This window comes from Bradyrhizobium sp. AUGA SZCCT0176, assembly GCF_018130145.1.
Lineage (GTDB): Bacteria > Pseudomonadota > Alphaproteobacteria > Rhizobiales > Xanthobacteraceae > Bradyrhizobium.
This window is the reverse complement of the sequence record NZ_JAFCMB010000001.1, coordinates 975379-987505: the sequence shown is the minus strand read 5'-3', so window position 1 is coordinate 987505 and position 12127 is coordinate 975379. Positions and strand designations below refer to the sequence as shown.

Sequence of the window (12127 nt, the reverse complement as noted above, 5' to 3'; positions counted from 1 at the left end):
GATGGGCAGATATATGCCCCTGATTTGTATTCTGGTAAACAGAAATATTTTTCATTTCAGGACTTGACACGAATTCCGATAATCGGAACTGATTTGCCCGTCGGGTTGACTTGTCGCAGGCTGGCCGCAAGATTCCGCTTGCGCGCGAAGCGACGCACGTCGGTAGGGCGGATTGAGCCGAAGGCGTAGTCCGCCGCACCGGTTACATACGCAAACGGGGTCTGTGCTATCAAACACTCTATATCGAATGATCGTCACGCGATCGACCAGCGGAGATTCTAGCGAAGATGATCACCTGACGATTACCTGGATGGCGGATTACGCCTTCGGCTCAATCCGCCCTACGAGTTCTGTGCGTCGATGGAACAAGAATGAAAGACTACATTGAGCTTTGGAAGCACAACGTCACTGCGCGCTGGGCGCAGACCGTTGAGTCTGGGATCGAGATCACTGGCGAGCGCAACAGGCGTCTAGGCCCGCTTTGGGAGTGCGCCAAGGTAACAATATACGTCGAACCATCGGATCATTTTGAGGTGGTTGATCTCGTGGAGAGCACCAGTAAAGCGCGGGAGGAGGGTTATCCGGACAGCTTCATATTCGGATTGCTCGATATGCTGATAACGTTGGAGCACGGTCCACTGATCAGAATTCGCGTGACGTTGAAGACCGCAGAGTATGATCCCATTAATTCAACGAGGAACGCGTATTGGCAAGCAGGGCGCGACGCCGGAAGGAAGCTAGCGGAGACCGTTAGCCGAAGCCGGCGCCACACCTGATCTCCAAGCGGATTGGAGCCGTAGGCGTAATCCGCCGCACGGTTACAACTCCAATAGGCTCAGAGCGGAGACCGCAGCGAACAGCCCAAATGGCGGATTACTCCTTCCATCTCGCTCGTGGAGTGACCGCCGATGTAGTCGGCTCCAATCCGCCTACCCCCCACTCCTCCTCCGCCCGGCCCTGCCCAGCCCCTCTCGCAGACGCCCCGCCGCCCCTGTTCCCGGCATATTCAAGGAGATTCGTATTGAACCCTTGAGCTTAGGCAAATTTTAAGTCGCACGGCGTAGGTTATTACCGTGAGTTCAGTGGTTGAGAGTTTGTGAGTACGCCATGACAGAACCCCATCGCCCGAGGGTAAAATACGTCATCGGGCCTGACGGAAGTCCATTAACAATTGCGGACCTGCCCGCGCCCGGCACCAAACGGTGGGTGATCCGCCGCAAGGCCGAAGTCGTTGCCGCGGTTCGCGGCGGCCTGCTCTCCCTCGAGGAGGCTTGCAGCCGCTACACGCTGACGGTGGACGAGTTCCTGTCCTGGCAGTTCTCCATCGATCAGCATGGCCTTGCAGGCTTGCGGACCACCCGCATCCAGCAATACCGGCAATAAACTCTCCAAACCGGAAGATTTGATGAAAACCGGCTTCGTTTTGCGAAGCTGGTTTTTTTCATGCCGAAACTTCCTTCACCGACTTTAACGGTCGTTAACCATATGGAAACCATCCCCTAGGCAATAATTGCCCAGTCGGTCCCCGGGTACGAATCTTGGGATCTTGGGCCGAATCCCTGGGGGCGGTTGGTGCAAAGTCTCGTTGCTTTCCTGAGAGGCCTGGGCGCGTCGCGGCTGATGGCGATGGTCGCCGTGACCGCAGCCCTGATCGGCTTCTTCGCGTTCGTCATCATGCGCGTCACGACGCCGCAGATGACCACCCTCTTCACCGACCTCACGGCTGAAGACTCCTCCAGCATCATCAAGGATCTGGAGCGCCAGGCGATCCCCTTCGAAATGCGCAACGAAGGCGCCGTGATCATGGTGCCGAAGGACAAGGTGACGCGGCTGCGGATGAAGCTGGCAGAAGGCGGCCTGCCCAAGGGCGGCGGCGTCGGCTACGAGATTTTCGACAAATCCGACGCGCTCGGCACCACCAGCTTCGTCCAGAACATCAATCATCTGCGCGCGCTGGAGGGCGAGCTCTCCCGCACCATCCGCGCCATCGACCGCATTCAGGCAGCGAGGGTCCATCTGGTGCTGCCGGAACGGCCGCTGTTCTCCCGCGAAATCCCGGAGCCGTCGGCTTCGATCGTGGTCCGGGTGCGCGGCAGCCTCGAGCCACAGCAGATCCGCGCCATCCGCCACGTGGTCGCTTCGGCCGTCAACGGCCTGAAGCCGCAGCGGGTGTCGATCGTTGACGAGGGCGGCCGGCTGCTCGCCGACGGCGCCAGCAGCAATCCCGAGGGCGCGAGCGGCGACGAGCGCCGCACCGCCTTCGAGAAACGGATGCGCAACGAGGTCGAGGCGATCGTCTCCTCGGTGGTCGGCCAGGGCCGCGCCCGTGTCCAGCTCACCGCCGATTTCGACTACAACAAGGTCACCCAGACCTCGGACAAGTTCGATCCCGAAGGCCGCGTGCTGCGCTCCAGCCAGTCCCGCGAGGAATCCTCGGCGACCGCCGGCGACGCCGGCCAGGTCACGGTCAACAACGAGCTGCCCGGCAACCAGGCCAATGCCGGCGTCCCGGCGCGCGACCAGAGCAAGAAGAGCGAAGAAACCAACAATTACGAGATTTCCCGCGTCACCAAGACCGAAGTCACCGAGGCCGGCCGGGTCAACAAGATCTCGGTCGCGGTGCTGGTCGACGGCGCCTACACCAAGAACGAAAAAGGCGAGATGGTCTATTCCGACCGCAGCAAGGAAATGCTCGACCGCATCGCCACCCTGGTTCGCTCGGCGATCGGCTTCGACCAGAAGCGCGGTGACCAGGTCGAGGTCGTGAACCTGCGCTTTGCCGAAGCCCCGTCGGTGCCCCCGGTCGCCGAGCCGACCGGCCTGCTCGGCATGTTCCAGTTCACCAAGGATGACGTCATGTACGTCATCGAGCTCGGCGTCATGATGCTGCTCGGCCTCGTCGTGCTGTTCATGGTGATCCGCCCGCTGGTCAAGCGCATCCTGGCCGCCGAAGCCGTTCCCGCGCTGGCCGGCGGCGCCGCCGTGCCGGCGCTGGCCGACGGCACCGCCGAAGGCGCGCCCGGCCAGGCCCTGATTCCCGCCGGCGGCGCCGCCGCGTTGATCGATGTCGCCCAGGTTCAGGGCCAGGTCCACGCCCAGGCCGTGCACCGGGTCGGTGAACTCGCCGAACGAAATCCGAACGAGACCGCCTCCATTGTTCGTCAATGGCTCAGCGAACCTGTCGAGTGACCTGACATGGCCGTACCGCAAACCACCAACGCCAACGACATCACCACCGTCATCTCGGCGCTGGCGAGCCGTCAGGCGACAAGGCCCAAGGGCAAGCCGCTGAGCGGCCCGCAGCGCGCCGCCATCCTGATGCTGGCGCTGGGCGAACAATATGGCGGCAAGGTCTGGGCGCTGCTCGACGACGACGAAGTGCGCGAACTGTCGATCCACATGTCGACACTCGGCACCGTCGAGGCCGACGTGGTCGAAGACCTGCTGCTCGAATTCGTCTCAAGGATGTCGGCCTCCGGCGCCCTGATGGGCACCTTCGACGCCACCGAACGGCTGCTGCAGCAATATCTGCCGGGCGAGCGCGTCACCGGCATCATGGACGAAATCCGCGGCCCCGCCGGCCGCAACATGTGGGAGAAACTCTCCAACGTGCAGGAAGAGGTGCTCGCCAACTACCTCAAGAACGAATACCCGCAGACCATCGCCGTGGTGCTGTCGAAACTGAAGCCGGAGCACGCCGCCCGCGTGCTGGCGATCCTCCCTGAGGACCTCGCGCTCGACGTGGTGGGGCGCATGCTGAAGATGGAAGCGGTGCAGAAGGAAGTCATCGAGCGCGTCGAGCAGACGCTGCGGACCGAGTTCATGTCGAACCTGTCGCAGACCCGCCGCCGCGACGCCCACGAGGTGATGGCCGAAATCTTCAACAATTTCGACCGCCAGACCGAAACCCGCTTCATCACCTCGCTGGAAGAGGAAAACCGCGAGTCCGCCGAGCGCATCAAGGCGCTGATGTTCACCTTCGACGATCTGATCAAGCTCGACTCCGCCTCGGCGCAGACGCTGATGCGCAACATCGACAAGGACAAGCTCGGCATTGCGCTGAAGAGCGCCAATGAAGAGGTCCGCAGCTTCTTCCTCGGCAACATGTCCTCCCGCGCCGGCAAGATGCTGCTGGACGACATGGCCGCGATGGGACCGGTGCGGCTCCGCGACGTCGACGAGGCGCAGGCGCTGCTCGTCAACCTCGCCAAGGACATGGCCGCCAAGGGTGAAATCACTTTGACCAAGAACCGCGCTGACGACGAGCTGGTGTACTGATGGCCGCACCCGCAAAATTCCTGTTCGACATGGACTTCGGCGCGCCGGACAAGACGCGCGAGCGTCCTGCCACGCCTGCCGAGATCGCGCAGAAGATCGCCTCGGCCGAGGCCCGTGCCTATCGCGATGGCTACGAGGCCGCGCAGCGCGAGGCCAAGGCGGAAAGCGACCGCCGCGCCGCGCTGGCGCTGGAAGAGATCGGCATTGCGATCAAGGGCATCGCCTCGCGCTTTGGCGGCATCGAAGCGCGGATGGAGACCGAGGCGGTCGACGTCGCGGTCGCGGTGGCCCGCAAACTGTGCGGCGAACTGATTGCCGCCGAGCCGCTCGGCGAGATCACGGGACTGGTGGGCGATTGCTTCTCGCATCTGGTCGCGACGCCGCACCTCGTGGTCCGCATCAACGACTCCCTCTACGAGGCTGCGCGCGAAAAGATCGAGCGGCAGGCAACGCAGAGCGGCTTCGAGGGCCGGCTGGTGATCCTGGCCGAGCCGGGGATTGCAACCGGCGACTGCCGGATCGAATGGGCCGACGGCGGCGTGGTGCTGGAGCGAGCCGCCATCGAAGCCAAGATCAACGAACTTGTCGGGCGCTACATGGCGTCCCGCGATCAGGCCGGAAGGCCGTGAGGACTGAACCATGAGCGACACTGACACACATGTCCCGCTGCAGGACCTCAACGCCGCCAGTGCCGAGCCTGCGGATGACCTGGCCTACAATGAAGACGAACAGGCCTCGCGCATTGCGGCCGACCTGGAGGCCGTGTTCGACGTGCCGGTGCAGGTCTCTGCGGTGCTCGGCCGCTCCAAGATGGACGTCGGCGAGCTGTTGAAGCTCGGCCCCGGCACCGTGCTCGAGCTCGACCGCCGCGTCGGTGAAGCGATCGACATCTACGTCAACAACCGGCTGGTGGCGCGCGGCGAAGTCGTGCTGGTGGAAGACAAGCTCGGCGTCACCATGACGGAAATCATCAAGGCGGAACGCACCTAAACAACGGCACGCGCATAAGCGGCGCGAACAGACGAACAGGAGACTATGATGCGGCTTCTCATCGTTGGCACATTGAAGGGCCAGCTCACCACGGCCACCAAGATCGCGATGGACAACGGCGCTTCGGTGACTCACGCCGAGACGATCGAACAGGCGATGGCGGTGCTGCGCGGCGGCAAGGGCGCCGACCTGATGCTGGTCGACGTCGCGCTCGATATCCGCGATCTGGTGATGCGGCTCGAGGCCGAACACATCCATGTGCCGATCGTGGCCTGCGGCATCTCCAACGACGCCCGCGCCGCGGTCGCCGCGATCCACGCCGGCGCCAAGGAATACATCCCGCTGCCGCCCGATCCGGAACTGATCGCCGCCGTGCTCGCCGCCGTCGCCAACGATTCCCGCGACCTGATCTATCGCGACGAGGCGATGGGCAAGGTCGTCAAGCTGGCACAGCAGATCGCGGGCTCGGACGCCTCGGTCATGGTCACCGGCGAATCCGGCACCGGCAAGGAAGTGCTGGCGCGCTACGTCCACACCCGCTCGGCCCGCGCCAAGCGGCCGTTCATCTCGATCAATTGCGCGGCGATCCCCGAGCACCTGCTTGAATCCGAACTGTTCGGCCACGAAAAGGGCGCCTTCACCGGCGCGGTGGCGCGGCGTATCGGCAAGTTCGAGGAAGCCACCGGCGGCACGCTGCTGCTCGACGAAATCTCCGAGATGGACGTGCGGCTGCAATCGAAATTGCTGCGCGCGATCCAGGAGCGCGTGATCGACCGCGTCGGCGGCACCAAGCCGGTCCCGGTCGACATCCGCATCATCGCGACCTCGAACCGCAATCTGGCCGACGCCGTGCGCGAAGGCACCTTTCGCGAGGACCTGCTGTTCCGGCTCAACGTCGTCAATCTGAAGATCCCGGCGCTGCGCGACCGGCCGGCGGATATCATCGAACTGGCGCACCATTTTGCGAAGAAATATTCCGAAGCCAACGGCGTGCCGCTACGCCCGATCTCCAGCGACGCACGGCGGGTGCTGACCTCCAACCGCTGGCAGGGCAACGTCCGCGAGCTGGAAAACACCATGCACCGCTCGGTGCTGATGGCGCAGGGCGACGAAATCGGCGCCGATGCGATCCTGACCCCGGACGGCGACCGTCTCGACCTTGCCAAGACCGCACCGGCCGTGGCGCATGCCACCTTCGCCGCCGAACAGGTGACCCGCGCGCTGGTCGGCCGCACGGTGGCCGACGTCGAACGCGACCTGATCCTGGAGACGCTCAAGCATTGCCTCGGCAACCGCACCCACGCGGCCAACATCCTCGGCATTTCGATCCGCACGCTGCGCAACAAGCTGAACGAATATGCCGACGGCGGAATCCCGATCACGCCGGCCGGCGCCGGCGACTATCAGCGCTTTGCCGCGGCGGGCTAGCCGAAGCGCCATCACCGTCATTGCGAGCGAAGCGAAGCAATCCATCGTGCCGCAACGGCAGTATGGATTGCTTCGTCGCTTACGCTCCCTTGCGCAAACGCCTTGCGTTTGTCGCAGGCAATGACGCCAGAATTTGCGAACCCCACCGCGAATAACTCGGTGCGTCCGGCTTGCGGAAGATGTGGATGGGATCGCCGGGCTGCAGATCGCGCCCGGTGAAGACCGCATAGGCGTAAAGCGCGAGATAGCCGATCGCAAGCGCGCCGACGCCGTAGAATGCCCAGATCGCGATACGTTTCATCAGATTACACGCCGCATTGGACCAGACGCACGGCGTGGCGCTGCCGAAACGACTGCGTCGGTAAGACGATTTGCAGGAGCTTGCGTACCAAGGCACGATATCCCAATCGGGAGGAAAACGACTCCAAGGCTTCTAATCCCTGCGCGCGCTGAAGGCCATGGCCACGACCAGTCCGCGCCGGTCCGCCGTCACCAAATTTTCACATTTTCCGGTCCGCGATTCCATTTGCCTTGCTCAACCTTTTGTTGATAGATTTCCATCAGGCAACGGGAGAGCGATATGACCATATATGCGCAGACGAGCGGGACGCAGTCGACAACGTCCGATTCGTACGTACCGATTCCCGGGCTCACCTTCAGCATTCCGGAAGGCGTCGGCACTTCCGCGTTGATTATCCTGAACTTGCCCTATGTTTACGCCGAGGGTCCAGCGTCCCCTGGCGGAATCTTCGGCATCGCGATCAATGGCGCCGTGTCGCCGGTCGTGGGAGGATTCACGAGCGGCACGCCAGTCGTACCTAACACCGGCCGCGTACCAACCACGCTGATCGTCAACATACCGTTGGCCGGTGCAGCGCAAACCATTACCGCTCTGTGGCGAGGTGTGCGTGGCAGCACAGTGATCATCGACTCACCGGCGAGCCTCAGCGCGATCCTGAACTAGACCGGCTGACATTATCGCGAGCGGCTCGCGGCGGTGGCAGGCTGACCTCTGCCAGCCTGACCGCGTCCTCGTTCTGATCGATCGCGACATACTGGCCCTGCCAATAGGCCAGCGCCGCGGTGCGGGTCGAGAGCTGCAGGTCCAGCACGCGGCCGATCAGAATGGCATGGGAATGCCGCTCGACGATTTCCTCCACCTCACAATCGATCGCGGCCAGTGCGCCCACCAGGAGCGGCACGCCCGAAGCGCGCGTCGTCCACTCCGCGCCGGCAAACCGCTCGGCGCCCTTGAGCCCGTCCTTGCCGGCAAAGCGCTCGGCGACGTCGATCTGGTCCGACGTCAGGATACTGACACCGAAGAAGCCGTAGCGCTGCACCAGCGGCCATGAGGACGCGTTCCGGTTGACGCTGACAATCAGCGCCGGGGGATCGACCGACAGCGACGACACCGAGGTCACCGTCATGCCCGAAATGTCCCGGCCGCGCCCGGCCGTGACGACGCTCACCCCGCCCGTCAACTGGCGCATGGCGCCGCGGAAATCGTCTGACGAAACCTCTTGGGAAACCGCGCGGGAAACCTCTTGGGAAACCTCTTGGGAAACCTGACGGTCGATCGCGATATGGCGGACAACGGAGTTCATGATGGCCTCACAGGTCGGAAGTGTCCTCGGTGCCTTGCAGCAGATTCTTCAGGATCGAGCCTTCCAGCGCGGCGAGTTCCGCCGAACCCCGACGCCTTGGGCGCGGGATATTGACGTCAATGTCATGCGCGATGCGGCCGTCCTCGATCACCAGAACGCGGTCGGCCAGTGCCACGGCCTCGGCGACGTCATGCGTCACCAGGATCGCGGTGAAGCCCTGATCCTGCCAGACCCGCTCCAGCAGCCGCTGCATCGAAATCCGCGTCAACGCGTCAAGCGCGCCGAGCGGTTCGTCGAAGGCCAGCACGCGCGGGCGGCTGACCAACGCACGCGCCAGCGCCACGCGCTGCTTTTGCCCGCCGGAAAGCACCGCCGGCCATTGTGCCCGTTTGTCGTCAAGGCCGACTTCGACCAGCGCGCTGTCGGCGCGGGCCTGCGCGTCCGGCGAGGTCCGCTCCCGGCCGAGGCCGACCTCGACGTTCGACAGCACCCGGGCCCAGGGCAGCAGCCGCGGCTCCTGAAACATCACGCGAACGTCTTCCGCGCGCGTTTCCTCGCCAAAACTGATGGTACCCGCGGTAATCGTTTCAAGGCCCGCGATCAGCCGCAGCAGCGTACTCTTGCCGCAACCGCTGCGGCCGACGATGGCGACCGACTGCCCTGCCGGAATGTGCAGGTCGATGCCGCGCAGCACCTCGTTGGCGCCGAACGATTTGCGCAATCCCCGGATCGTCAGCGAAAGCCCGCGCAACAGGGCGTCCGCATCCCGCCGCAACAGCCGCGCCTGCTTGACGAACTCGGGCTGGTCCACGGCCTCGGCATCCGCGGGGCGAAAACGAAGAGCTTCCTGCATTTCAATCCTCAAGGTTTCTGCCTCAATGTTTCTGGAAGGCGGGATGCCAGGACAGCGTCAGCCGCTCCAGCGCGCGTGAAGCGCTGTCGGCAAGCTTGCCAAGCAACGCGTAGATCAGGATGGAGAGCACCACGACGTCGATCAGCATGAATTCGCGCGCCTGCATCGCCATGTAGCCGAGGCCGGACGACGCCGCGATGGTTTCCGCCACGATCAAGGTCAGCCACATGATGCCGAGCGCAAAGCGCAGGCCGACGAAGATCGACGGCAACGCGCCCGGAAAGATCACGCGGCGGAACAGTTCGCCGTCGGTCATGCCGTAAATGCGGCCCATCTCGATCAGCTGCGGATCGACGGTGCGGATGCCGTGCAGCGTGTTGAGGTAGATCGGAAAGAACACGCCGAGCGCGACCAGGAACAGTTTTGCGGATTCATCGATGCCGAACCACAGGATGACCAGTGGGATCAGCGCCAGATGCGGAATGTTGCGCACCATCTGCAACGTCGTGTCGGTCAATTTGCTCGAGAGCTGCGACAGGCCGTTGGCGAGGCCGAAAGTAAAGCCGATGCTGCCGCCGATCAGGAATCCGACGCTGGCGCGCCAGAAACTGACCCAGATATTGCGCACCAGTTCGCCTGACAGCAGCAGCTTCCATCCAGCCAGCGCCACATCGCTCGGCGCCGGCAGCACCCGCGCCGAGACGAAGCCGGTGACGCAGGCCACCTGCCAGAGCAGGATGATCGCAAGCGGCACGATCCATGGAATGAGGCCATCGGCCCGCGGCAAGCGCAGGCGTCGGACACGCGGAAGACTTTCGATCAGACTCATGATTGCGATGCCTTGACGAGGGGACGATGTTCGTTGGCGATGGTCTCGCCGAACGGGCCGGTATTGACGCGGATCGGCGTGACATTGTTCGGCTGCTTCAGCGACAGCAGCGGAAACACCAGTTCGGCGAAGCGATAGGCTTCCTCCAGATGCGGATAGCCCGACATGATGAAGGTATCGATGCCGACATCCTGATATTCGCGGATTCGCGCCGCCACCGTCGTGGGATCGCCGACCAATGCCGTCCCTGCCCCGCCACGCACCAGACCAACGCCGGCCCAGAGGTTGGGGCTGATCTCGAGCTTGTCACGCCTGCCGCCATGCAACTGCGCCATGCGCTGCTGGCCGACCGAATCCATCCGGGAAAATATCTTCTGCGCCGAGGCCACCGTCTCGTCGGTGACATGCTGGATCAATTCATCCGCCGCCTTCCAGGCCTCCGCATTGGTCTCGCGAACGATCACATGCAGGCGAATGCCGAACGAGAGTTTTCGCCCGCGCGCCTCCGCGACCGCTTTCACGCGATTGATCTTCTCGGCCACCTGCGCCGGCGGCTCGCCCCAGGTCAGATATTTGTCGACGGTGTCGACGGCGACATCGATGCCGGCGTCCGACGATCCGCCGAAGTAAAGCGGCGGCCGCGGCGCCTGCACCGGCGGAAACAGCAGACGGCCATCCTCGATGCGGATGTGCTTGCCTTCGACATTGACGGTCTTGCCCGCGAGCAGGTCGCTATAGACGTTGAGGAACTCGCGCGTCACGGCGTAGCGCGCGTCGTGATCGAGGAATATCCCGTCGCCCTTGTTCTCGACGGGGTCGCCGCCGGTGACGACGTTGACCAGCAGCCGCCCGTTCGACAACCGGTCGAGCGTCGCGGTCATGCGCGCGGCGACGCTCGGCGATTGCAGGCCGGGCCGTACAGCCACCAGATAGCGCAGCCGCTCGGTCCAGGGCGCGACGGCTGACGCCACCACCCAGGAGTCTTCGCAGCTTCGCCCGGTCGGCAGCAGCACGCCGTAATAGCCGAGCTGGTCCGCAGCCTGCGCGATCTGGCGCAGATAATTGAAGTTCACCTCGCGCCCGCCGGTGGTGGTGCCGAGATAGCGGCCATCGCCATGGGTCGGCAGGAACCAGAGGATATTGGCATTCGATTGGTTGCTCATGAACCCGGCCTCCGTGCCGCGTCGGAAATCTTGATCTGTTTGGGAATGAGACCGAGCGCGAAGAACGCGTCGGCGACCTGCTGCTGATCGGCGATCACGCTGTCGGTGATCGGCTTGATGCCGTAGGACTGCCGCTTCAGGGCGACCTCGACGACCGGGACCGGAAGACCGATGGCCGGCGCCAGCTGTTCGGCGACGGTGTGAATGTCGCCCTTGGCCCAATCGTCGACTTCGCTGAGTTGGGCCAGCACGAGATCGACGATCTTCGGGTCGGCGCCAATGAACTTCTTCGAGGCGAAATAGAACTGATAATTCGAAACGATGCCGGTGCCGTCGGCGAGCGTCCGCGCGCCGGTCGCAGCTTCGGCGGCGGCCTGGAACGGATCCCAGATCACCCAGGCGTCCACCGCACCGCGTTCGAACGCCGCGCGCGCATCGGCCGGCGCCAGAAACACCGGCTCGATCTCTGAATATTTGACGCCCGCCTTCTCCAGCGCCTTCACCAGCAGATAGTGAACGTTGGAGCCCTTGTTGAGCGCAACCTTCTTGCCCTTCAAATCGGCAACTGAAGTGAGCTTGCTGTCCTTCGGCACCAGGATGGCTTCGCCCTTCGGCGCCGGGGGCTCATAGGCGACATACTGGATCGGCGCCCCCGCGGCCTGCGCGAAGATCGGCGGCGCTTCGCCGGTGTTGCCGAAATCGATGGCGCCGACATTGAGCGCCTCGAGCAGCGGCGGCCCGGAGGGAAACTCCGTCCATACCACCTGATAGCCCGCGGCCTTCAGCTTGCCCTCGAGCGTGCCCTTGCTCTTGAGCAGCACCAGCTTGCCATATTTCTGGAAACCGATGCGGACGACCTTGTCCTGGCCGTAGCTGAGGCCAACCGTCGAGCCGACGATGGCGAGAGACAGCATGGCGCTCGCGATCAGGCGTTTGATGAAACGCTTCATGATGAAATCCTCTGCGTTGAATGGAATGGCTT

General features: G+C 63.7%; 14 protein-coding genes. 8 read left to right on the top strand and 6 right to left on the bottom strand.

Translation table 11 applies throughout. The features are described 5' to 3' along the window. Positions 1 to 371: 371 nt before the first annotated feature. From JQ600_RS04615 to JQ600_RS04585, 7 genes are all read left to right on the top strand, one after another. Positions 372 to 776 carry a hypothetical protein gene (locus tag JQ600_RS04615; protein WP_212390408.1) on the top strand — a complete coding sequence of 135 codons (405 nt, stop codon included), beginning with the start codon at positions 372 to 374 and terminating at the stop codon, positions 774 to 776. A 331-nt stretch (positions 777 to 1107) separates the two neighbouring features. Continuing rightward, positions 1108 to 1383, top strand: a complete 276-nt coding sequence (locus JQ600_RS04610) for a DUF1153 domain-containing protein (protein ID WP_002714638.1) — start codon at positions 1108 to 1110, stop codon at positions 1381 to 1383. A 189-nt stretch (positions 1384 to 1572) separates the two neighbouring features. After that, positions 1573 to 3189 (top strand): flagellar basal-body MS-ring/collar protein FliF, encoded by a 1617-nt coding sequence (gene fliF / locus JQ600_RS04605; protein ID WP_212390409.1) that lies wholly within the window; start codon positions 1573 to 1575, stop codon positions 3187 to 3189. A 6-nt stretch (positions 3190 to 3195) separates the two neighbouring features. Then, positions 3196 to 4278, top strand: coding sequence for a flagellar motor switch protein FliG (gene fliG, locus JQ600_RS04600; protein WP_212034367.1), 1083 nt, complete (start codon positions 3196 to 3198; stop codon positions 4276 to 4278). After that, positions 4278 to 4907, top strand: coding sequence for a FliH/SctL family protein (locus JQ600_RS04595; RefSeq protein ID WP_212390410.1), 630 nt, complete (start codon positions 4278 to 4280; stop codon positions 4905 to 4907). The genes fliG and JQ600_RS04595 overlap by 1 nt, the downstream gene beginning before the upstream one ends. 10 nt (positions 4908 to 4917) lie before the next feature. Continuing rightward, on the top strand, positions 4918 to 5268 hold the full coding sequence (gene fliN, locus JQ600_RS04590; RefSeq protein ID WP_212262743.1) for a flagellar motor switch protein FliN: 351 nt from the start codon (positions 4918 to 4920) through the stop codon (positions 5266 to 5268). A 48-nt stretch (positions 5269 to 5316) separates the two neighbouring features. Further along, a complete protein-coding gene (locus JQ600_RS04585; RefSeq protein WP_212262745.1) occupies positions 5317 to 6696 on the top strand; it encodes a sigma-54-dependent Fis family transcriptional regulator in 1380 nt (459 codons plus the stop codon). Between the two features lie 79 nt (positions 6697 to 6775). Here the strand turns inward: JQ600_RS04585 and JQ600_RS04580 are convergent, their stop codons facing one another. After that, on the bottom strand, positions 6776 to 6997 hold the full coding sequence (locus JQ600_RS04580; protein WP_212390485.1) for a hypothetical protein: 222 nt from the start codon (positions 6995 to 6997) through the stop codon (positions 6776 to 6778). 279 nt (positions 6998 to 7276) lie between these two features. On the opposite strand from JQ600_RS04580, the gene JQ600_RS04575 reads away from it, so the two are divergent. Beyond that, positions 7277 to 7660 carry a hypothetical protein gene (locus JQ600_RS04575; RefSeq protein ID WP_212390411.1) on the top strand — a complete coding sequence of 128 codons (384 nt, stop codon included), beginning with the start codon at positions 7277 to 7279 and terminating at the stop codon, positions 7658 to 7660. Here JQ600_RS04575 and JQ600_RS04570 read toward each other — a convergent pair. The 5 genes from JQ600_RS04570 to JQ600_RS04550 all read right to left on the bottom strand — a co-directional run bounded on the left by JQ600_RS04570 (position 7641) and on the right by JQ600_RS04550 (position 12095). After that, positions 7641 to 8186, bottom strand: coding sequence for a flavin reductase family protein (locus tag JQ600_RS04570; protein ID WP_249135707.1), 546 nt, complete (start codon positions 8184 to 8186; stop codon positions 7641 to 7643). The two genes, JQ600_RS04575 and JQ600_RS04570, sit on opposite strands and share 20 nt — an antisense overlap. 121 nt (positions 8187 to 8307) lie before the next feature. Continuing rightward, positions 8308 to 9153, bottom strand: a complete 846-nt coding sequence (locus JQ600_RS04565) for an ATP-binding cassette domain-containing protein (protein WP_212262751.1) — start codon at positions 9151 to 9153, stop codon at positions 8308 to 8310. Positions 9154 to 9175: 22 nt separating this feature from the next. Continuing rightward, positions 9176 to 9982, bottom strand: coding sequence for an ABC transporter permease subunit (locus JQ600_RS04560; RefSeq protein ID WP_192737553.1), 807 nt, complete (start codon positions 9980 to 9982; stop codon positions 9176 to 9178). Then, positions 9979 to 11145, bottom strand: a complete 1167-nt coding sequence (gene ssuD, locus JQ600_RS04555) for an FMNH2-dependent alkanesulfonate monooxygenase (protein WP_212390413.1) — start codon at positions 11143 to 11145, stop codon at positions 9979 to 9981. The genes JQ600_RS04560 and ssuD overlap by 4 nt, the downstream gene beginning before the upstream one ends. Then, positions 11142 to 12095, bottom strand: coding sequence for a sulfonate ABC transporter substrate-binding protein (locus JQ600_RS04550; protein ID WP_212390414.1), 954 nt, complete (start codon positions 12093 to 12095; stop codon positions 11142 to 11144). The genes ssuD and JQ600_RS04550 overlap by 4 nt, the downstream gene beginning before the upstream one ends. Positions 12096 to 12127 lie beyond the last annotated feature (32 nt).

Bases quoted from the DNA above. Each gene is read 5' to 3' on its own strand.
- JQ600_RS04615 (WP_212390408.1), top strand. From the start codon at position 372: ATGAAAGACTACATTGAGCTTTGGAAGCACAACGTCACTGCGCGCTGG.
- JQ600_RS04610 (WP_002714638.1), top strand. From the start codon at position 1,108: ATGACAGAACCCCATCGCCCGAGGGTAAAATACGTCATCGGGCCTGAC.
- fliG (WP_212034367.1), top strand. From the start codon at position 3,196: ATGGCCGTACCGCAAACCACCAACGCCAACGACATCACCACCGTCATC.
- JQ600_RS04595 (WP_212390410.1), top strand. From the start codon at position 4,278: ATGGCCGCACCCGCAAAATTCCTGTTCGACATGGACTTCGGCGCGCCG.
- fliN (WP_212262743.1), top strand. From the start codon at position 4,918: ATGAGCGACACTGACACACATGTCCCGCTGCAGGACCTCAACGCCGCC.
- JQ600_RS04585 (WP_212262745.1), top strand. From the start codon at position 5,317: ATGCGGCTTCTCATCGTTGGCACATTGAAGGGCCAGCTCACCACGGCC.
- JQ600_RS04580 (WP_212390485.1), bottom strand. From the start codon at position 6,997: ATGAAACGTATCGCGATCTGGGCATTCTACGGCGTCGGCGCGCTTGCG.
- JQ600_RS04575 (WP_212390411.1), top strand. From the start codon at position 7,277: ATGACCATATATGCGCAGACGAGCGGGACGCAGTCGACAACGTCCGAT.
- JQ600_RS04570 (WP_249135707.1), bottom strand. From the start codon at position 8,186: ATGCGCCAGTTGACGGGCGGGGTGAGCGTCGTCACGGCCGGGCGCGGC.
- JQ600_RS04565 (WP_212262751.1), bottom strand. From the start codon at position 9,153: ATGCAGGAAGCTCTTCGTTTTCGCCCCGCGGATGCCGAGGCCGTGGAC.
- JQ600_RS04560 (WP_192737553.1), bottom strand. From the start codon at position 9,982: ATGAGTCTGATCGAAAGTCTTCCGCGTGTCCGACGCCTGCGCTTGCCG.
- ssuD (WP_212390413.1), bottom strand. From the start codon at position 11,145: ATGAGCAACCAATCGAATGCCAATATCCTCTGGTTCCTGCCGACCCAT.
- JQ600_RS04550 (WP_212390414.1), bottom strand. From the start codon at position 12,095: ATGAAGCGTTTCATCAAACGCCTGATCGCGAGCGCCATGCTGTCTCTC.